Source organism: Corynebacterium sp. AOP36-E1-14, from assembly GCF_052377495.1.
Classification (GTDB): domain Bacteria; phylum Actinomycetota; class Actinomycetes; order Mycobacteriales; family Mycobacteriaceae; genus Corynebacterium.
On sequence record NZ_JBQSWV010000018.1, the window covers coordinates 20,254 to 39,241 of the forward strand.

Genomic DNA, 18,988 nt, shown 5'->3' on the forward strand with positions numbered 1-18,988 from the left:
ACGTGTCATGTGGTGTCCCGACGTGTCCCCGACAGGTCGTGGACGGATCCGGTCTCCTCAACCGTTCCCCGGGGCAACGACGTTACATTAGCGTGACTTTAACCGCTAATCTGCGGGAATGTAACCCCTGGGGTTAAAGTTACCTATGTTGCGCAAGTGACATGAGGGGGCGGGGCGATCCGGACTTGCGGGTAACGTAGAGCACCCGTACGCCGGTATGGTGGACGAAAGTAATTTTTCCCGCCCGCCGCCGACCGCCCGCCGACCGCACCCTGACTTTCGCCACGTCCCGCCCCGGCGTACCTTGCACGGGACACCCGGGCCCGTGGCGGACCCCGTGAACATCTTCCGTGAACAGACACGACCAACAACCCACGTAAAGGAGAGACAGTGTTCGAGCAGCTGTCCTATGACCTCAAAGGCGCTGTAAAAGGAGCCAAGGCCTTCGTAGACACCGGATTCCTCAAGGGGTCCACACCGGCCGGGGGCCTGGGCGTCGCCAAGGCCCTGGGACGTTACGGCACCAGCCTCGCCGGCCTCCTCGAGGGATCGACCGCACGGTTCCCCTCCCGCCTGGCACTGGTCGACGACCAGGGTGAACTGACCTACCAGGAGCTCACCAACTACTCCCGGCTCACCGCGCACACCCTGGCCAGCCACGGCATCACCTCGGAGAGCCGCGTGGGCATCATGGCCCGCAACGGCCGCGGCTTCCTCTTCCCGTTGGCCGCCAAGGGCTACCTCGGTTTCACCGTGTTCCTGCTGAACGTCGGCGCCAGCAAGCACCAGATCGCCGAGATCGTCCGCGAGCACGAGCTCGACGTGATCTTCTACGACTCCGAGTTCGACGACCGCTTCCCCGAGGACCCGGCAGAGCTCGCCGACTTCGGCGCCACCCTCGTGCACGCCGACGCCGCGGAGGGCCACCGCACGGACATCGACTACCCCACGATCGAGGACTTCTGGGCCAACCCCGGGGCCGCCGACGACCGGTTCCCCTCCCGCCCCAGCCAGGGCGGCGTGGTGCTCATGTCCTCGGGTACCAGCGGCACGCCGAAGGCCGTGGCGCACAGCGAGCCCAGCTTCCCGGTCGGCGTCCTCGGTCCCGTCCTGAAGGGACTGGACGTCAAGGCCGGCGACCGGCTGCAGCTCACCGCCAGCCTCTTCCACGTACTGGGCTGGGGCGCGGCCGTGCTCGCCATCACCGCCGGCTGCACCCTGGTCACCCAGCGCGTGTTCACCCCGAAGGTGGTGCTGCAGCAGATTCAGGACTACAAGTGCACCGGCACGTTGAGCTCCGCGGTCTTCCTCAAGGACGTGCTCGCCGAGGACGACGGCTCCTACGACCTGTCCACGATGACCTGGATCCTCAACGCCGGCAACGCCATGAGCGAGGACCTGGTCCGCGGTCTGCAGGAGCGCTACGGCAACATCCTGTCCAGCGGCTACGGCTCTACCGAGGGACTGCTCGTCGCCTACGCCACCCCGGAGGACCTGGCTGAGGACCCCACCACCGCGGGCCACCGCGTGTGGAACGGCCGCCTGGAACTGCTCGACCCGGAGACCGGCCGCGAGGTCGCCCCCGGCGAGGTCGGCATCATCCACGCGCACAACGCCATGTCCATGAAGGGCTACCTGGGCGACCGGGACAAGCCTGAGTACCGCGACGGCATGCTGGACCTCGGCGACAAGGGCGTCGTCGACCCGGTCACCGGGGGGCTGCGCGTGCTCGGCCGCAACAACGACATGATCATCGTCGGCGGCGAGAACATCTGGCCCACCTCGGTGGCGGACATCATCGACCGTGTCGACGGGGTGTCGGAGTCCTACTGCGTGGGCGTGGAGGACGACGAGAAGTTCCAGCGGGTCAAGGCCTACGTGGTCACCGACGGCAGCGTGGGCGTCAGCGAGGACGACATCCGCGACCACGTGCGGGACAACTTCATGGCCCCCGCCGTCCCGCGCGACGTGGTGCTCATGGACCAGCCGCTGCCGCGTAACCCGATCGGCAAGGTCGTCAAGCGCGAGCTCACCGTCTTCGGCTGAGCCGCACCTGTCCAGGGCTTCCGATGCTGTCGTCCGCGCCGCCGGTCACAACCCCGGCGTGGACCCCAGCACCTGGTAGCCGACGAAGGCCACGGTGTCGATCAACCCGTGGGCGATGACCAGCGGCCACACCCGGCCGGTGCGGTAGAAGAACCACACGAACACCAGACCCATCACCATGTTCCCCAGGCCGGCGGAGTAGCCCTGGTACAGGTGGTAGCTCCCGCGTAGCACGGCGGAGGCGAGGAAGACCCACACCCACGGCACGCGTAGCTGGCGCAGCCGGCAGCACAGCCACGCCACGACCAGGATCTCCTCGGCGAAGCCGTTGGCCCAGGAGTTCAGCACCAGCAGCACCAGGTCCTGCACGCTGCGGTCCAGCCCGGTCGGCACGACCTCCTTCGACAGCCCCAGCTGCACCGCACCCACGTAGAACGCCAGCCCGGGTACCCCGATCAGCGCGGCGAGTCCCGCGCCGGGCAGGGCGTCGCGCCACCGGGGACGCAGGGACAGTGTCGGTGGGACGTGGCGGAGCAGCAGGAACAGGGCGAGCCCGCCCCAGGCGACCAGTACCCCGGTGGAGATCAGCTGGAAGGCGGGGTCCAGCCACGCCAGCGTGGACTGGCGGGCATTCAGGGTGGTGGTCTGCTCGTTGAGGTTCTCCGGTCGGGTCGCGGCCTCCAGCAGCCGCAGGGCCGAGCGCACGCCGGACGCACCGAAGGTCACCGCCAGGACGATGAGCAGTTCCCACCGGATCGCCCGACGGTCGGCGGGCCCGGCAGAGGCCACCTGCGTGCCAGTCACCGAGGTCACGGTGTGTCCTGGAGCAGCCGGGTGATGTCGCCGGGCCCGTCGAGGGTCAGCGCCTGCAGGACGGCAGGGTCGGCGTCGATCATGCGCCGGACGGCGTCCTGCAGGTGGGACGCCAGGCCGAGCAGGTCGGCGGCCGACGCGCGGTCGGCGACGGCGCCCAGGTGGACGGACACCGGCCAGCGTCCGGCGGCATGCTCCGGGGTGACCAGCGGGACGGACAGTCCGGCCCAACCGGTGAGGTTCCACAGGGTCGCCCACGGCGTCCACGCGGTCTGCGCGAGGAAGTCGGTGGCGGGGTCACCGGCGGCGGAGTAGCGGGAGAAGGCGCCGACCGGCGGTGGGGCGCAAGCGAGCATCGGGGTCACCACGACGTCCACCGGCGCGTCGGCGTCCCCGGCACCCCAGGCGTCCAGCACCTGTGCAGGCAGGTCGGCGACGGCGGCCGCGGAGTCCGCGACCTGGGCGGGGCTCAGCGCCCGGCCCTGCTGCCGGAGCCAGCCGGGCATCACCGTCGACGGGTCAGGAAGGTCCCGGCACCGCGCGGCCATGATGCGCGAGTACACCTCGAAGTGCTCCACCGGGTAGGGGGCGGGCACCGGACGAACCCCGGCGATGGCGTCGCTGGTGACCAGCAGGGACGCCGCGGCCGCCGTCGCGTTCGCCACGGCGGGGTCCACGGCGGTGTCGGTGTGGAAGGGCCGGTTGGTGTGCCCCAGGTTCAGCCGACGGCCCGGTGCGGAAGCGCCGGCACCGGTGGCACCACCGTGCGTGATGCCCAGCGCGCGTCCGGTGAGCTCCAGGTCGCGGGCGATCACCCCCTGCGCCGCAGGGTTGGGGAGCACGCCGCCGCCGACCGTGTGCGCGGGTTTCAGCCCGGGCAGTCCCACCGCGGCGGCGGGCACGCGGATCGACCCGCCGCCGTCGTTGGCGTGGGCGACGTCCACGATGCCGCGCGCCACGGCCACGGCCGCCCCGGAGGACGAACCACCGGTGGTCATCCGCCGGTCGACCGGGTTCACCGGGCCGGGCCCGTGCGCCGGCTCGGTGTACACGGTGGCGCCGAACTCGGCGGTCACGCTCGCGCCGACGAGGCGGGCGCCGTCCTGCAGCAGGCGGGCCACGGCGGTGTCGTGGGATGTGGGGACCACGTCGTTGCCGAACGAGCCGAAGGAGGTGACCTCCCCGGCGACGAGGTTGAGGTCCTTGACCAGGACGTCCACCCCGCGCAGGGGGCCGAACTCGGTGTCGTCGCTGTGGGGTCGGTCGTAGATCCTGGCGACCCCGAGCTCCGCGGGGGTCAGTCCGGTGCGGGCGCAGGCGCGGTCGAGTCGGGCCGTCACCGCCTCGGTGGTGCGCGGGGAGGGATTCATGTCGGACACACTACCGGCGCCCCGGTAGGTTGGTGGCATGAAGCAGACCGCCCCACCGGCCAGCACACCCTCCGCATCTCCCGCCACCACGCAGGTCGCCTACCTCGGGCCCCGCGGCACGTTCACCGAGCAGGCCGTCCTGAACCTCACGGGCGCCGGGCACCTGCCGTCCGACGTCGTCCACCGCACGGTGAGCTCCCCGGCCGCGGCGCTGGACCTGGTGCGCTCCGGCGAGGTCGACCGCGCCGTGGTCGCCCTGGAGAGCAGCGTGGACGGCCCGGTGACCCAGACGTTTGACTCCCTGGCCTCGGGCGTGCCGGTGCAGATCCTGCGCGAGCACGATGTGCCGGTGGTCTTCTCGATCCTGGTGCGCCCCGGCACACGCCTTCAGGACGTGCGCACGTTCACCACGCACCCCGTCGCCGAGGCGCAGGTGCGCCGCTGGCTTGGCGGGCACCTGCCGGACGCCTCCTTCGTCCCGGCGAGTTCCAACGGTGCGGCTGCCGCGGCGGTCGCCGCCGGGGAGGCGGACGCCGCGGCGGCACCGGCCCGGGCGGGCGAGATCCACGGGTTGGAGTCGCTGGCGGACGGGGTGGCGGACGTCGCCGGGGCGCACACGCGTTTCGTGCTCGTCGGGTTGCCGCAGACACCCACGCCCCGCACGGGGCACGACCGGACCGCCATCGTGCTGCAGGTGCCGAACGTCCCGGCGTCGTTGGTGATGGCGTTGATGGAGTTGGCGACGCGCCGGGTGGACATGTCGCGCATCGAGTCGCGGCCCACGCGGGAGAAGGCGGGCACGTACCACTTCCACGTGGAGATCGTGGGGCACCTGGAGGACGCCGCGGTGTCGGAGGCCCTGGCAGGCCTGCACCGCTACTGTGAACGCATCCGGTTCCTGGGGTCCTGGCCGCAGGAGGGCTGGGTCGGTGGCGCCGACGGGCCGGACGGTTCGGTGCCGCCGGACTACGCGGCGTCGTGGGACTGGGTGCGGCAGCTGGCCGAGGGGGGTCCGGCATGAGCCGACTGCTGCTGATCCGCCACGGGCAGACGACCTCGAACATCAGCCATGCCCTGGACACACGGCTGCCGGGCGCCGCCCTCACCGACCTTGGCTGGTCGCAGGCGCGCGCCGCCGGCGAGCGCCTCGGTGGCGAGCAGGACACGCAGGACGCGCCGCTGGCGCTGGTGTCGTCGCAGGCCCTGCGCGCCCGGCAGACGGCGGCGGGGATCGTCGTGGGTGGCAGCGGTCTCGGTCTCCAGCTGCAGTCCACGGCCCCGGGCAGCGACTTCTCCGACGCCCTGGCGGACCTCGCCGAGCTCGAGGTGACCGACGGGGTCGACCACGGTGAGGTGGAGCTCGGGGAGCTGGGCCCGGAGGAGTCCGCGACGGCCGGTGCACCGGTCGCCCTGGGCGGGGGAGTGGCGGAGGCCGGTGCCGCGGAGCGGGAGGCGTCGGTGAAGACGGACACGCCTGCCGCGCCTGCCGCGCTGCCTCTGGTGATGCCGGGTGCGGTGCCGGGGATCTCCGAGATCCCCGCCGGACGCTACGAGATGCGTGAGGACGCCGAGGCCCACTACGGCTACCACCGCACCTTCGCCGACTGGCTCGGCGGGGCGATGGACCTGCCGGTGCCGGGGGCCTCCACGGGGCGGGAGGTGGTGGGACGCTACCTCCGCACGCTGTTGCCGGTGCTGGCGACCACGCAGCGGGTCGGGGCGGACCTGGCGGTGGTGAGCCACGGGGCGGTGATCCGGTTGATCGCCGCCTACCTCGGGCGGGTCGACCCGGAGTTCGCGGTGCGCACCCTGCTGCCGAACACGATGCGGGTGGAACTGGAGGTCCCGGAACTCAGCGGAGCCAGTGGACTCAGCGGAGCCGCCGACGCCGTCGAGGAGGGCTGGAAGGTCACCGACTGGGCCGGGCACGGGGAACCACCGCGGGTGGGGTAGGCGGCCCGACCCCGCGCTGGCCCCAGTCCTGGCCCCGCCTTACCCCCAGCCGAGTTCGTGCAGCCGGGCGTCGTCGATGCCGAAATGGTGGCCGATCTCGTGGACCACGGTGACCGCCACCTCCTCCACCAGCTGCTCGTGGGTGGAGCAGAAGCTGCACAGGGCGTCCTTGTAGATGCTGATCTTGTCCGGCAGGAACGTCGGCCACTCCACGGAGCGCTCCGTCAATGCCACGCCGTGGTAGAGCCCGAGGATCGACGGGTCCGCCTCGTTGTGGTCCTCCACCACGATGGCCACGTTGTCCAGCGCGTCCAGCAGCTGGCGCGGGATCATCCGCAATCCGCGGTCCACGAGGTCCTCGAAGGCCTCGTCGGAGACCTCGATCACCGGTCGTCCCGTCGCGGGTTACGCTCCGGCTGGTCCGCCGGCGGGTTGCCGTCGATGGTGAAGTCGCCGCGTACGTCGCCCTGCAGGTCGGCGAAGCCGCCGTCCTCCCGGCCCTTGGTCAGCGCACAGTTCACGGTGCGCGACCCGGCGTTCCACGACTCCTGCGGCAGCGTCGTCCAGAACGGTGTCAGCGTGGACTGGTACAGGTTCTCGTCGTCCCCGCCGCCGAGGAACTCGATGGCCGCGGCGGTGCACACCGCGTCCAGGTGGTCGTTCTGCTCCTCGATGGTCGGCCAGGTGCCGTCGAAGGTCTCCCCGAGGTTCTCCACGGAGGTGACCTGCCAGGAGTACGGTTCCTCGCACTCCGTCACGTTCACCGAGTCGCCCTCGGCGCGCATGCACGTCTCGGCCGGCTCGGCCGGGGACTGGTCGGTCTCCGCGGCGCGTCCCGTCGCCTCGGCGTACACGCCGTCCGACTCCGGCACGGCGACGCCGCACAGCATCGTGCGGTCGCCACCGTCCCACGCGGCCTCCGGGGGCAGGATCGGGACGATGGAGTAGCGGCCCTGCGGGTCCAGACGCCCGTCCAGGTAGGTCCGGGTCGGCCCTTCGCACATCTCCGAGGTCAGCTGCCCCTGGCGTTCCAGGTCCGGCTGCGGGGCGTCCGGGCCGAACTCACTGGTCGGGTACTGGGAGAGGTCCTCGCGGGTCGACACCTCGAAGCGGTGCGGGGAGGCGCAGTCGACGACGGCGAAGTCGGTGGCGACGTCGCCGTCCTGCTCCCAGTTCACGCAGTCGGCGGTGTCCGCGTCGGTGAAGGCGACGAGCTCCGGGGCCTCCTCGGTACGGTCCGCGCCACGCTGCGCGACCACGGTCGCGCCCTCCGGGGCGAAGAACTCGTACGCGCCCGCTCCGACGCCGCCGGCGAGGGCCGCGGTGAGCAGCACGGTCAGCGTCCTGCGACGCGTGCGGTGCGGCGTGGATTCGGCGCCTGCGGCGGCAGGGCGGTCGGGGCTGGCGGACGGATTGCTGGGCGGCATGACACGTATTCTCTCATGAGTACCGGACTTCACAGACACTGCTGAATCCACTGTAGCTAAACTAATGGGCATGATTGATCTCAAGTTCCTGCGGGAGAACCCCGACGTCGTCCGTGAATCCCAGCGCACCCGTGGCGAGGACCCGGCGCTCGTCGACCGGCTCCTGGAGGCCGATCAGCGCCGCCGCGAGGCCATTTCCGCCGCTGACCAGGCGCGCGCCGAGCAGAAGGCCTTCTCCAAGACCATGGGCAAGGCCATGAAGGACGCCTCCGACGAGGAGCGCGACGCACTGCGTGCCGAGGGCAAGACCCGCTCCGCGGCGGTGAAGGAACTCGAGGACGCCCAGTCGGCCGCCGAGGCGGACGTCCAGGACCTGCAGATGAAGCTGTCCAACGTCGTCACCGGCGCGCCCGCCGGCGGCGAGGACGACTTCGTGGTGCTCGAGCACGTGGGCCAGCCCCGCGAGTTCGACTTCGAGCCGAAGGACCACCTGGAGCTCGGCGAGTCGCTGGGCCTGATCGACATGGAGCGTGGCGCGAAGGTCTCCGGCGCCCGCTTCTACTTCCTCACCGGCGACGGCGCGCTGCTGCAGCTCGGCATGCTCAGCCTCGCCGCGCAGAAGGCCCGCGACCACGGCTTCCAGCTGATGATCCCGCCGGTGCTGGTGCGCCCGGAGATCATGGCCGGCACCGGTTTCCTCGGCGCCCACGCCGACGAGATCTACCGCCTGGAGGCCGACGACATGTTCCTCGTCGGCACCTCCGAGGTGGCCCTGGCCGGTTACCACAAGGACGAGATCATCGACCTGTCGGACGGTCCGGCGCGCTACGCCGGCTGGTCGTCCTGCTTCCGCCGCGAGGCAGGCTCCTACGGCAAGGACACCCGCGGCATCCTGCGCGTGCACCAGTTCGACAAGGTCGAGATGTTCGTCTACTGCCGTCCGGAGGACGCCGAGGCGCAGCACCAGGAGCTCCTGGCGATGGAGAAGGACATGCTCGCCGCGGTGCAGGTGCCCTACCGGGTGATCGACGTCGCCGGCGGCGACCTCGGTTCGTCCGCCTCGCGCAAGTTCGACACCGAGGCGTGGGTCCCCACCCAGGAGACCTACCGCGAGCTCACGTCCACCTCCAACTGCACCACTTTCCAGGCGCGGCGGCTCAAGACCCGCTACCGTGATGAGGACGGTAAGGCGCAGATCGCCGCCACGCTCAACGGCACCCTGGCCACCACCCGGTGGCTCGTCGCCATCCTGGAGAACAACCAGCAGGCCGACGGCTCCGTGGTGGTCCCCGAGGCGCTGCGCCCGTTCGTGGGCAAGGACGTCCTGACCCCCAAGAACGCCTGACAGTACGCCTGACGCGACCAACGCTTGTAAGGAGCAGTAACACGGCATGTGGATTCCCAGAGGCTTCGAGATCCCGACCGGCGTGCCGGACACGCCCGCACACCCGGAGTCGAAGGAGCTGTTCTACGGACGGATCATCATCCCCTTCGCGAAGTTCTGGATGCGTCACGTCCAGAAGCTGAAGGTGGAGATCTACCACCCCGAGCGCATCCCCACCGACGGTGGCGCGATCCTCGCGGTGAACCACACCGGGTACTGGGACTTCGTGTTCGGCGGCATCCCGTCCGCGGTCAACGGCGGGCGACTGGTGCGGTTCATGGCGAAGAAGGAGATCTGGGACAACCCCGTCGCCGGGCCGGCGATGTCCGGCTGCCACCACATCCCGGTGGACCGGGAGGACGGTGGGGCGTCGGTGCGTGAGGCCACGCGCCGCGCCGCCGGTGGCGAGCTCATCGGTATCTTCCCGGAGGCGACGATCTCGCGCTCCTTCGAGATCAAGGAGTTCAAGGACGGTGCCGCGCGCATCGCGCAGGACGCCGGGGTGCCGCTGATCCCGGTGGTGCTGTGGGGTTCCCAGCGCATCTGGACGAAGGGGCGCAAGCCGATCTGGCGTCCGAAGGACGCCTCCCTGATCATCTCCGTCGGCGAGCCTGTCGACCTCGACGGGACCTCGCGCGAGGCCACCGACCGGCTGCACGACTCGATGGTGTCGATCCTCGACACCTCCCGCGCCCGCTACGCCGAGGCCTTCGGACCCTTCCCCGAGGGGGAGGACTGGATGCCCGCCTCGCTCGGCGGCTCCGCCCCCTCCCTGGAGGAGGCGACCACCAAGGACCGGGAGGACGCGGCGAAGCGCCGCGAGGAGCGGATCCGGCGGGACGCGGAGAAGGCCGCCGGCATCACGCCGGAGAGTGCGTCCGGTGGGAAGAAGTCCCTGCTCTCGCGGCTGCGCGGGAAGCTGGGACGCTAGGTGGCCCCCACCCCGACGCTGGTCGTCAGCGACCTGGACGGCACGCTCGTCACCTCTGCCGAGCGTGTCTCGCCGCGCGCCTGCGCGGTCATCAACCGTCTCGTTGCCGCCGGGGTGACGTTCATCCCCGCCTCGGGGCGGCCGGCGCGGTGGATGCTGCCGGTAATCGAGCAGCTGGGGCTGCGCCCGATGTGCGTGTGCGCCAACGGGGCGGTGGTGTGGGACTCCGCCGCCGACCGCATCGTCTACGCCGCGGAACTGCCGCCGGACGTCCTGGGGCAGGTGACCTCGGAGATCATGGCGGCCACCGGCCCGGCGCTCGCCGGACGCGGACTGGAGCCGGTGACCTTCGCCGTGGAACGTGCCGGGCGCAGCGCCTTCGACCGTGCCTCGGAGTTGTTCGCGGTGCAGCCGGAGTACCCGCACGCCTGGGAGACCGAGGAGCACTCGGTGGAGCCGTTGGCGTCGCTGTGCGCCAAGCCGGCGGTGAAGCTGCTGGTCCGGCACGAGGGGATGGGTAGCGCGGAGCTCTTCGACCTGGTCAATCCGGTCGTGGACCCGCAGGTGGCGCACGTGACGTGGTCCTTCAGCGGCGGGCTGCTGGAGATCAACGTTCCCGGGGTCTCGAAGCTCTCCGGTGTGGCCCACGCCCTCGGCGGTGGGGAGGTCCCGGCCCTGGACCCGTCGGAGGTCGTCGCCTTCGGGGACATGCCGAACGACGTGGCGATGCTGCGCTGGGCGGGTGTGGGCGTCGCCATGGGCAACGCGGTCGACGAGGTGGCCGCTATCGCCGACGTACGCACGTCCTCCAACGACGACGACGGGGTCGCCGAGGTCCTGGAGCAGTGGTTCTGACGGGCTGAGCGGCTGTCCGGTGTGGTCGTCACCTGCCGGACGGAAACCGTCGTTGTGCCGCGACCGAACACGGGGATCGAACACCGCGATCGAACACGGGGATCCGGTGTCCGGGGCCCGTGTTAGAACTACGGCATGAGCCACGTCAACGACACCACCGACTCCACCGACATCACCGCCCGGTCCCGTACGAATTTCCCGGACGTCGTCCTGCGGCAGATCTCACGCCACCGCGTCATGGACGCCCTTGAACGGCTCGAGTTCGGCTACTCGGTGGACACCTACGCGGAGATCAGCAGCAAGTGGGACCACGGTCGCTTCTACTTCAATCTCGCCGGTAGTGCGGACGACATCCTCTCGGTCAGCGGGTACTGGAGCGACTATCTTCCCCCGGAATATCGTGCTGACCTGCTGGAGTTCTGCAACGACTGGAATTCCGGGCACCACATGCCGAGCGCCGCGGTGACCGAGGACGAGGACGGGGACATCTACGTGGCCGTCGAGCATGCCGTGCACTACCGTTTCGGTGCCGCCGACGACCAGATCAGCCAGCACATCCTGTCGGCGATCTCCGGCGGGTGCATCCTGTTCGCGTCCCTGGCCGAGCGGTTCGGGGACGGCGTGGAGGACATCGACTACTAGGGGACGGCCGGGGGACGGCCAGGCTAGATCCGCACCACGATCTTGCCGGTGACGTGACCGCGCTCGATCTCGCTGTGCGCCTCGGCCAGCGTCGCGGCGTTCATGCCGATCATCGTCTCGCCGACGGTGGGGATCAGCTTGCCGTCGTCGACCATGCCGGAGATGCGGTCCAGGATCACTCCCTGCTCATCCACGTCCTCGGTGTCGAAGACGGTGCGGGTGAACATCGACTCCCAGTGGATGGAGATCGACTTCTTCTTGAACGGCGCGATCTGGAAGTCCTCCGGATCGTCGATCAGGCACAGCCGCGCCTGCGGCGTCATGATCTCGGCCAACTCCTCGGCATGGCCGGAGGAGTTCGAGGTGAAGACCAGGTCGATGCCGTCCGGCTCGAGGTCCAGCACCTGGGACGCGAGGTTGCGACGGTGGTCGACGACCTCGTGCGCACCCATCTCCACGACCCAGTCACGCGACTCCTCGCGCGACGCGGTGGCGATCACGGTCAACCCGGTCAGCGCACGGGCCAGCTGGATCATCACGCTGGGCACCCCGCCGGCACCGCCGAGCACCAGCAGCGAACCGTTGGAGTCGATGGACGCGCCGAGCCGCTCGAACAGGGCCTCCCACGCGGTCAACGCCGTCAACGGGAGCGACGCCGCCTCCGTCGCCGAACACGTGGTGGGACGGTGGCCCACGATGCGCTCGTCCACGGCGTGGAAGCGGGCGTTCGTGCCGGCCCGCAACTGGCTACCGGCGTAGAACACCCGGTCACCCACCTCGAAGCGGGAGACCTCGTCGCCGACCTCGCGCACGACGCCCGCGGCGTCGTACCCGAGCACCGGCTGCTCGCCGCGCGCCAGGGCGTCCCCCGCCCGACGACGCATCTTCGTGTCGATCGGGTTCACGGACACGGCCTGGACCTCGACGAGGAGGTCGCGCGGGCCGACCTCGGGAAGTGGGACGGTCACGTCGGTGAGACAGCGGGGGTCATCCACGGGAAACTCACCGGTGACCGCGACGGCCGACATGGTGGTGGGCAGCTCGATTGCACGGGAACTCATGGGGCCCCATAGTAGGGCCACCGGCATGGCGCCGCACCCGGGCAGGCCAGGGGCTGTAACGTTACCGTCCATGAGTGACAACAGTGACCAGAGCGCCTACGACCTGATCGTCGTCGGCAGCGGATTCTTCGGACTCACCGTCGCCGAGCGCGCCGCCAGCCAGCTGGACAAGAAGGTGCTCGTGCTCGAGCGCCGCAGCCACATCGGCGGCAACGCCTACTCCGAGGCGGAGCCGGACACCGGCATCGAGATCCACAAGTACGGTGCCCACCTGTTCCACACCTCGAACAAGAAGGTCTGGGACTACGTCAACGAATTCACCGACTTCACCGACTACCAGCACCGCGTGTTCGCCATGCACGACGGCACCGCCTACCAGTTCCCCATGGGCCTCGGCCTGATCAACCAGTTCTTCGGCAAGTACTACAGCCCCGACGAGGCCCGTGACCTCATCAAGGACCAGACCGACGGACTCAACCCGGAGGACGCCGCCAACCTCGAGGAGAAGGGCATCTCCCTGATCGGGCGCCCCCTCTACGAGGCCTTCGTCCGCGACTACACCGCCAAGCAGTGGCAGACCGACCCCAAGGACCTGCCCGCGGCGAACATCTCCCGCCTGCCGGTGCGCTACACCTTCAACAACCGGTACTTCAACGACACCTACGAGGGCCTGCCGGTCGAGGGCTACACCGCCTGGCTGGAGAACATGGCGAAGAACGCCAACATCGAGGTGCGCCTCGACACCGACTGGTTCGACGTCCGCGACGAGCTGCGCGCCGCCAACCCGGACGCACCGGTGGTCTACACCGGCCCGCTGGACCTCTACTTCGACTACTCCGAGGGCCACCTCGGCTGGCGCACCCTCGACTTCGAGACCGAGGTGCTCGACACCGGCGACTTCCAGGGCACCCCGGTGATGAACTACAACGACGCGGACGTGCCCTTCACCCGCATCCACGAGTTCCGTCACTTCCACCCGGAGCGCAAGAACTACCCGGCCGACAAGACCGTGATCATGAAGGAGTTCAGCCGTTTCGCCGAGGGCGACGACGAGCCGTACTACCCGATCAACACGCCTGAGGACCGCGAGAAGCTGCTGCGCTACCGCGAGCTCGCCGACGCCGAGACCTCCGACAACAACGTCTTCTTCGGTGGGCGCCTGGGCACGTACCAGTACCTGGACATGCACATGGCCATCGGCGCGGCGCTGAGCATGTTCGACAACAAGGTCTCCCCGCTGCTGTAGGGGCGTTCCCGCCTCACCCGCGCAACGGTCTCAACTGCGCATCAACATCAAAAATAGTCGCCCTCCCAGGTAGCCATTCGGCCCGAATCGCTACCTGGGAGGGTGATTGCTCTGTTGTGCTGTTGCTGCGCTGCCGTGTGACCGGCTCCGAGTGGAGTCAGTCGTCGTCGATGTCGGTCGCGACCACGGAGAAGTCCTCGGCCAGGTCGACATCGACCTCACGGCCGTCCTGACCCTGGACGCTGACCTCGTAGGCCACGCCCCGGTCATCGGAGGCGGACACGGATTCCACGACACCGTCGGCGACACCGGCCTCACCGGCTGAGGACAAGCCGGCGTCCACGGCGTCCTGGAGAGCGGCGAGGTCGAGGACGGGCTCGTCCTGCCCGGACGCATCGGCCTCGTCCGCGTCGTCGTCCTCATCCTCGGGGTCGACACGAACGGTGCCGTCGGCACCGACGTGGACGTCCGCGGACCGGCCGTCGTCGAGTTCAACCTCGACCTCGTGGCCGTCCTTCTCGACCTCGATGGAGCTGGCGCCGCGTCCGCCGGCCTCGGAGACCGCCTGCTCGGCGACCTCGCGGAGCGTTCCGGCGTCTGACCCGGAGGCCTCGGAGGCTCCGGAGTTCCCGGAAGACTCTGCGGCGGCGGTGCCCACGGTTCCGCCGTCGCCGCCGGAGTTCCCGGTCACGCCGTAGGCGACTCCGCCGGCGAGGACGAGGGCGGCGACTGCGCCGGCGCCGATGGCCAGGCCCGTGCGCTTCCTGTTCGGCTGTGCCGCGGTGTCGGTGGATGGTTCGTTCTGCTGGTTCTGGGGTGCGGTGTTCTCTGTCATGCCACTCACCCTGCCCGACAGGTACTGAACCCATTCTGAAGCTTGCTGAAAGCGCCTTCAGGATCCGCCAGTCGGCAGGGTGAGGGTGAAGACAGCGCCGCCGCGTGTTCCGGTCCCGGTGCTCTCGCCAGCGGTCACCTGACCGTGGTGGGCCTGGGCGACTTCCTTGACGATGGCGAGTCCCAGGCCGCTCCCACCTGTGTCGCGCGCCCGTCCGTCGTCGAGGCGTGCGAACCTGTCGAAGATGCGCTCGCGGTCGCCGGTGGGGACGCCGTCTCCGTCGTCCGCGACCGTCAGCTCGACCGTCGCGCCGCCGGTGCTGCCGGCGTCCCGGAGCCCGAGGACGATGCGCGACGCCGCGTGGCGTGCGGCGTTGTCGACGAGGTTGCGCACGGCGCGGCCGAGGAGCCGGGGGTTGCCCTGCACCTGCGCCGCCTCCACCCAGGTGACGTCCACGTCGAGTTCGCTGACCCGGGCCAGCCTGGCCGCCTCGGCGAAGAGCAGGTCGTCGAGGTCCACGGTCTCGGTGGGCGGGCGGTGGTCCTCGTCGAGTCTGGCCAGCAGCAGCAGGCCTTCGACGAGGTCCTGCATCCGTTCGCCCTCGTCGAGCACGACCTCGCTGAGCTCGGGCAGGGAGGTGGCGTCCGGGTAGGACGCCCCGAGCTCCGCGTGCTGCCGCACCGTCGCCAGCGGTGAGCGCAGCTCGTGGGAGGCGTCGCTGACGAACCGGCGCTGGACGGCCTGGGAGTGTTCGAGGCGAGCGAGCATCCGGTTCATGGTGGTTGCCAGGGCACCGAGTTCGTCGTCCCCGGCGTCCACCCGTCGGGACAGTTCCTCGGCGGTGATGGCGTCGACCTGGCGGCGGAGCCGGTCGACCGGGCGTAGCGCCCGACCGGTGACGATCCACACCACTGCGCCGACGAGCAGGACGACCAGCGGCACGGCGATCGCCAGCAGGGTCGTCGTCGCGGTGACCGTCTCGTCGACGTGCTCGGTGGTCCGGGCGACGGTGAGCGTACCGGCGTCCTCAGCGTCCCCAGCGAGCTCAGCGTCGTCGGAGACCACGAGGTAGGGTTCGTCGTCGACGGTGACCTGCTGCGGGGAGTCGCCGGGCTCCGGGAGCAGGTGGGCGTCCTCGTCGTTGACCACGGTGCCACCGGAGGTGCTCAGCCGGACGAGCTGGTCGTCGTCGATCCCGGCGACGATGCTCTCCGCCCGCGCCGGGTCGTCCTCGATCTGGGAGCTCAGGGACTCGAGGTCCTGCTCCGCCGATTCCTCGACGGACGCGGTGAGGACCCGGCCGAGGACCAGGACGGCGAGAACCGCGCTGGTGACGAGGATGAGGGCGACGATGACGGTCGCGCCGGCCGTGACCCGGGCACGGATCGAGTGACGTGTGCCTCGCACCGTCTCACCCACCCGTCCCGGACAACCGGTAGCCCACGCCGCGGACAGTCTCGATGGCCTGCCGCCCGAAGGGCCGGTCGACCTTGGCGCGCAGGTGGCCGACGTAGACCTCGATGATGTTGGCGTCCCCGGTGAAGGAGTCGCCCCAGATGTTGGCGATGATCTCCCGACGGGTCACGACCTCCCCACGCCGACGCAGCAGGAAGTCCAGCACCGCCATCTCGCGGGCGGTGAGCGTGATCTCCTGGTCACCGCGGAACGCCTGACGTGCCGCCGGGTCGAGGGTCAGGTCGCCGGCCTGGAGCGTGGCGGGGCGTTCGCGGGCACCACGTCGCGCGAGTGCGCGGATCCGGGCGATCAGCACCGGGAAGGAGAAGGGCTTGGTCAGCCAGTCGTCCCCGCCGGTGTCGAGGCCCTCGACCTCGTCCCATTCGCCGTCCTTCGCGGTGAGGAACAGGACGGGGGTGTGGTCGCCGTCGGCGCGCAGTGCCTGGCACACGCGGTAGCCGTTCATGCCGGGCATCATCACGTCGAGGACGATGACGTCGTAGTCCGCGTCGGACGCCAGGTCGAGTCCGGACGCACCGTCGTGGGCGACGTCGACGACCATGCCCTCGGCCTCCAGGCCGCGGCGCACGCCGTCGGCGAGCCGCTTCTCGTCGTCCACCAGCAGAATCCGCATGGCGCCCAGTGTTGCACGGCGAGGCTGAAGCGGTGCTGAAGAGCGAGGCGCGGAACGGCTCAGCTGGGGGCGTCCCCGGCGGCACCGTCCGCGGCGACGTTGACCATCCAGGACACGCCGAACTTGTCGCGGACCTGGCCGAACCAGTCGCCCCACATCTGCTTCTCCAGGGGCAGGAACACCGAGCCGCCCTCGGACAGGGCGGCGAACCAGCCGGCGACCTTGTCGTACTCGTCGGCGTCGCCGCCCACGCACAGGTCGACCGGGGGTGCCTCGAAGTCGCGGGGGTCGGCGTCGGCGGTGTCGCAGGCCATGAAGGTCCAGCCGTCGGGGGTCTCCAGGTGACCGTGCATGACCAGGTTCTCGCGCTCGGGGGTGTCGGCGGCACCGGCCTGCCCGAAGGTCAGGACGTCCGCCTTCCCGCCGAAGACCCCGGCGTAGAAGGCGAGTGCGTCCGCGGCGGTGTCGCGGAACTTGAGGTAGGGGTTGAGCCAGGTGGACATGGTGACCTCTCGGTGGTGTGATCCACGCTGTGAGCATGGGGGAGTGACCTATGTTACAGGCGTAACCTTGTTCACCATGACCGACAAAACCTGGCAGCAGTACTACCCGGAGTGGACCAGCCCGGAGCTGGACTACGACGCCCCCGGCGAGGACACCCTCGCCGCCGTCTTCGACCGCGCGGTGAGGACGTGGCCGGACCGTCCTGCCATGACGTTCTTCGGCACGAGCCTCACCTACGCCGACTACGCCCGCGAGGTCCGTAAGACCGCGGCGATGCTGCACAACCGCGGCGTGCGCAAGGGTGACCGGGTGGCGATCGCGCTGCCGAACTGCCCGCAGGCACTGATCAGCTTCTACGCGGTGCTCTCCCTGGGGGCCACGGCCACGCTGCACAACCCGCTGTACACCGCCCGCGAACTCACCGTGGCCTTCAAGGACCACGGTGCGAAGGTCGGCATCTTCTGGGACAAGGCAGTGGACGTCGCCCGGGAGCTGCGCACCGTCGCCCCGCTCGAGCAGATCATCCCGGTCACCATCACCCGGGCGATGCCGGCCTACCTGCGCGCGGCGTTGAAGCTGCCCGTCGGCCCGGTCAAGGCGATGCGCAAGAAGCTGCAGGGCAGCACCGACGGGCTCACCGAGTGGACGGACCTCGTGGCGGACGCCTCGGAGTCCGAGGGCCGCGCGCTGATCGAGACGGCCGAGGTCGAGGCGTCCGACCCGGCGATCGTGCTGTACACGTCCGGCACCACCGGCAAGCCGAAGGGTGCGGAGCTCACCCACGCCAACCTGTGCGCGAACATCATCCAGGGCGTGGCCTGGGTGCCGGGGCTGGGCAAGGGGGAGGAGCCCGAGCGCATGCTCGGTGCGCGGCCGATCTTCCACGCCTACGGGCTGACGATGAACATCACACTCGGGCCGCTGATCGGCGGCACGGTGCTGTTGCTGCCCGCGCCGGAGAAGCCGCTGCTGGCGTCGGCGATGAAGAAGCAGAAGCCCACCTGGATCCCCGGTGTGCCGACGCTCTACCAGACGATCATGAACATCGCCGAGCAGCAGAAGATCGACATCTCCGGGGTGAAGGCCAGCTTCTCCGGGGCGTCCGGCCTGCCCGTCGAACTGGTGAAGCGCTGGGAGAACATGACCGGTGGTCTGCTGGTCGAGGGCTACGGGCTCACCGAGACCTCGCCGATCGTGATCGGCAACCCGATGAGCACCGACCGTCGCCCCGGGTACGTCGGCATCCCCTTCCCGGACACCGACGTGCGCGTCGTGGACCAGGACGACCCCGCCCGCGAGCTGCCCGACGGCGAGGCCGGCGAGCTGGTGGTGAAGGGACCGCAGGTCTTCGGCGGCTACCTCAACCGTCCGGACGCCAACGAGAAGGCCTTCGTCGACGGCTGGTTCCGGACCGGTGACATGGCGGTCAAGGAGACCGACGGCTTCGTGAAGATCGTCTCGCGCATCAAGGAGATGATCGTCACCGGCGGGTTCAACGTGTACCCGGCGGAGGTGGAGGAGGTGCTCTCCGAGCACCCGTCCATCGCGCAGGCCAGCGTGGTCGGCCTCCCGCGGGAGGACGGCTCGGAGACCGTCGCCGCCGGCGTGGTCCTCGCCGACGGCGCCCGGCTGGACGAGGAGGTCCTCAAGGACCACTGCCGTGAGGGGCTGGCGCGTTACAAGGTGCCGCGCGTGTTCCAGGTGTTCAAGGAGTTGCCGGCCGACCAGCTCGGCAAGGTGCGACGTGTGGAGGTCCGGGAGCAGATGACGGACTAGGCGGTGTTTTTCCGTCGCTCCGTTGTAGGCTGGTTTCTATCAGGGTGATCCCACGT

General features: G+C 69.9%; 18 protein-coding genes. 9 read left to right on the forward strand and 9 right to left on the reverse strand.

Annotation, left to right across the window (positions count from 1 at the left end; translation table 11 throughout):
* The first annotated feature begins 390 nt into the window (after positions 1-390).
* Positions 391-2,046 carry an AMP-binding protein gene (locus ACT3TD_RS09565; RefSeq protein ID WP_441578811.1) on the forward strand — a complete coding sequence of 552 codons (1,656 nt, stop codon included), beginning with the start codon at positions 391-393 and terminating at the stop codon, positions 2,044-2,046.
* Between the two features lie 45 nt (positions 2,047-2,091).
* Here ACT3TD_RS09565 and ACT3TD_RS09570 read toward each other — a convergent pair whose 3' ends face one another.
* Both ACT3TD_RS09570 and ACT3TD_RS09575 read right to left on the reverse strand, forming a co-directional pair.
* Positions 2,092-2,850 (reverse strand): CPBP family intramembrane glutamic endopeptidase, encoded by a 759-nt coding sequence (locus ACT3TD_RS09570; protein WP_301443445.1) that lies wholly within the window; start codon positions 2,848-2,850, stop codon positions 2,092-2,094.
* A 5-nt stretch (positions 2,851-2,855) separates the two neighbouring features.
* Positions 2,856-4,229 carry an amidase family protein gene (locus ACT3TD_RS09575; RefSeq protein ID WP_301443444.1) on the reverse strand — a complete coding sequence of 458 codons (1,374 nt, stop codon included), beginning with the start codon at positions 4,227-4,229 and terminating at the stop codon, positions 2,856-2,858.
* 37 nt (positions 4,230-4,266) lie between these two features.
* Here ACT3TD_RS09575 and pheA point away from each other — a divergent pair, with 37 nt between their 5' ends.
* Together pheA and ACT3TD_RS09585 are read left to right on the forward strand one after the other, a co-directional pair.
* Positions 4,267-5,250 carry a prephenate dehydratase gene (gene pheA / locus ACT3TD_RS09580; RefSeq protein ID WP_301443443.1) on the forward strand — a complete coding sequence of 328 codons (984 nt, stop codon included), beginning with the start codon at positions 4,267-4,269 and terminating at the stop codon, positions 5,248-5,250.
* Positions 5,247-6,182 carry a histidine phosphatase family protein gene (locus ACT3TD_RS09585; protein WP_441578812.1) on the forward strand — a complete coding sequence of 312 codons (936 nt, stop codon included), beginning with the start codon at positions 5,247-5,249 and terminating at the stop codon, positions 6,180-6,182. The genes pheA and ACT3TD_RS09585 overlap by 4 nt, the downstream gene beginning before the upstream one ends.
* 39 nt (positions 6,183-6,221) lie before the next feature.
* Here ACT3TD_RS09585 and ACT3TD_RS09590 read toward each other — a convergent pair whose 3' ends face one another.
* Both ACT3TD_RS09590 and ACT3TD_RS09595 read right to left on the reverse strand, forming a co-directional pair.
* Complete coding sequence (locus ACT3TD_RS09590; protein WP_301444157.1) at positions 6,222-6,569, reverse strand: metallopeptidase family protein; 348 nt, start codon at positions 6,567-6,569, stop codon at positions 6,222-6,224.
* Complete coding sequence (locus ACT3TD_RS09595; RefSeq protein ID WP_301444158.1) at positions 6,566-7,609, reverse strand: septum formation family protein; 1,044 nt, start codon at positions 7,607-7,609, stop codon at positions 6,566-6,568. Before ACT3TD_RS09595 ends, ACT3TD_RS09590 begins: the two co-directional genes overlap by 4 nt.
* 70 nt (positions 7,610-7,679) lie before the next feature.
* Here ACT3TD_RS09595 and serS point away from each other — a divergent pair, with 70 nt between their 5' ends.
* The 4 genes from serS to ACT3TD_RS09615 all read left to right on the forward strand — a co-directional run bounded on the left by serS (position 7,680) and on the right by ACT3TD_RS09615 (position 11,421).
* Entirely contained in the window at positions 7,680-8,954 is a 1,275-nt protein-coding gene (serS, locus tag ACT3TD_RS09600) for a serine--tRNA ligase (RefSeq protein WP_441578813.1), read from the forward strand.
* 46 nt (positions 8,955-9,000) lie between these two features.
* Positions 9,001-9,924: a lysophospholipid acyltransferase family protein gene (locus ACT3TD_RS09605; RefSeq protein WP_301443983.1), complete on the forward strand. Its 924-nt coding sequence runs from the start codon at positions 9,001-9,003 to the stop codon at positions 9,922-9,924.
* The gene (locus ACT3TD_RS09610) at positions 9,925-10,779 is read left to right on the forward strand and encodes an HAD family hydrolase (RefSeq protein ID WP_441578814.1); all 855 of its coding nucleotides are present in this window, start codon (positions 9,925-9,927) and stop codon (positions 10,777-10,779) included.
* Positions 10,780-10,914: 135 nt separating this feature from the next.
* Positions 10,915-11,421: a YbjN domain-containing protein gene (locus tag ACT3TD_RS09615; protein ID WP_301443985.1), complete on the forward strand. Its 507-nt coding sequence runs from the start codon at positions 10,915-10,917 to the stop codon at positions 11,419-11,421.
* Between the two features lie 23 nt (positions 11,422-11,444).
* Here the strand turns inward: ACT3TD_RS09615 and ACT3TD_RS09620 are convergent, their stop codons facing one another.
* Positions 11,445-12,482 carry a zinc-binding alcohol dehydrogenase family protein gene (locus ACT3TD_RS09620; protein ID WP_301443986.1) on the reverse strand — a complete coding sequence of 346 codons (1,038 nt, stop codon included), beginning with the start codon at positions 12,480-12,482 and terminating at the stop codon, positions 11,445-11,447.
* 70 nt (positions 12,483-12,552) lie between these two features.
* Here ACT3TD_RS09620 and glf point away from each other — a divergent pair, with 70 nt between their 5' ends.
* Positions 12,553-13,728: a UDP-galactopyranose mutase gene (gene glf / locus ACT3TD_RS09625; protein ID WP_441578815.1), complete on the forward strand. Its 1,176-nt coding sequence runs from the start codon at positions 12,553-12,555 to the stop codon at positions 13,726-13,728.
* Positions 13,729-13,885: 157 nt separating this feature from the next.
* Here glf and ACT3TD_RS09630 read toward each other — a convergent pair whose 3' ends face one another.
* The 4 genes from ACT3TD_RS09630 to ACT3TD_RS09645 are packed head-to-tail and all read right to left on the reverse strand — an operon-like array spanning position 13,886 to position 17,155.
* Positions 13,886-14,563 carry a hypothetical protein gene (locus ACT3TD_RS09630; RefSeq protein WP_301443830.1) on the reverse strand — a complete coding sequence of 226 codons (678 nt, stop codon included), beginning with the start codon at positions 14,561-14,563 and terminating at the stop codon, positions 13,886-13,888.
* A 57-nt stretch (positions 14,564-14,620) separates the two neighbouring features.
* Positions 14,621-15,970: a sensor histidine kinase gene (locus ACT3TD_RS09635; RefSeq protein ID WP_301443831.1), complete on the reverse strand. Its 1,350-nt coding sequence runs from the start codon at positions 15,968-15,970 to the stop codon at positions 14,621-14,623.
* Between the two features lie 4 nt (positions 15,971-15,974).
* Positions 15,975-16,652, reverse strand: a complete 678-nt coding sequence (locus ACT3TD_RS09640; protein ID WP_301443832.1) for a response regulator transcription factor — start codon at positions 16,650-16,652, stop codon at positions 15,975-15,977.
* 59 nt (positions 16,653-16,711) lie between these two features.
* Positions 16,712-17,155, reverse strand: a complete 444-nt coding sequence (locus ACT3TD_RS09645) for a VOC family protein (RefSeq protein ID WP_301443833.1) — start codon at positions 17,153-17,155, stop codon at positions 16,712-16,714.
* Between the two features lie 76 nt (positions 17,156-17,231).
* Here ACT3TD_RS09645 and ACT3TD_RS09650 point away from each other — a divergent pair, with 76 nt between their 5' ends.
* Positions 17,232-18,932, forward strand: coding sequence for a long-chain-fatty-acid--CoA ligase (locus tag ACT3TD_RS09650; RefSeq protein ID WP_444637985.1), 1,701 nt, complete (start codon positions 17,232-17,234; stop codon positions 18,930-18,932).
* Positions 18,933-18,988 lie beyond the last annotated feature (56 nt).

Excerpts from the sequence above, each read along its gene's own strand:
- ACT3TD_RS09595 (WP_301444158.1), bottom strand. The coding sequence starts at position 7,609 with ATGCCGCCCAGCAATCCGTCCGCCAGCCCCGACCGCCCTGCCGCCGCA.
- ACT3TD_RS09640 (WP_301443832.1), bottom strand. The coding sequence starts at position 16,652 with ATGCGGATTCTGCTGGTGGACGACGAGAAGCGGCTCGCCGACGGCGTG.
- serS (WP_441578813.1), top strand. The coding sequence starts at position 7,680 with ATGATTGATCTCAAGTTCCTGCGGGAGAACCCCGACGTCGTCCGTGAA.
- glf (WP_441578815.1), top strand. The coding sequence starts at position 12,553 with ATGAGTGACAACAGTGACCAGAGCGCCTACGACCTGATCGTCGTCGGC.
- ACT3TD_RS09585 (WP_441578812.1), top strand. The coding sequence starts at position 5,247 with ATGAGCCGACTGCTGCTGATCCGCCACGGGCAGACGACCTCGAACATC.
- ACT3TD_RS09615 (WP_301443985.1), top strand. The coding sequence starts at position 10,915 with ATGAGCCACGTCAACGACACCACCGACTCCACCGACATCACCGCCCGG.
- ACT3TD_RS09620 (WP_301443986.1), bottom strand. The coding sequence starts at position 12,482 with ATGAGTTCCCGTGCAATCGAGCTGCCCACCACCATGTCGGCCGTCGCG.
- ACT3TD_RS09630 (WP_301443830.1), bottom strand. The coding sequence starts at position 14,563 with ATGACAGAGAACACCGCACCCCAGAACCAGCAGAACGAACCATCCACC.
- ACT3TD_RS09650 (WP_444637985.1), top strand. The coding sequence starts at position 17,232 with ATGACCGACAAAACCTGGCAGCAGTACTACCCGGAGTGGACCAGCCCG.
- pheA (WP_301443443.1), top strand. The coding sequence starts at position 4,267 with ATGAAGCAGACCGCCCCACCGGCCAGCACACCCTCCGCATCTCCCGCC.
- ACT3TD_RS09605 (WP_301443983.1), top strand. The coding sequence starts at position 9,001 with ATGTGGATTCCCAGAGGCTTCGAGATCCCGACCGGCGTGCCGGACACG.
- ACT3TD_RS09575 (WP_301443444.1), bottom strand. The coding sequence starts at position 4,229 with ATGAATCCCTCCCCGCGCACCACCGAGGCGGTGACGGCCCGACTCGAC.
- ACT3TD_RS09645 (WP_301443833.1), bottom strand. The coding sequence starts at position 17,155 with ATGTCCACCTGGCTCAACCCCTACCTCAAGTTCCGCGACACCGCCGCG.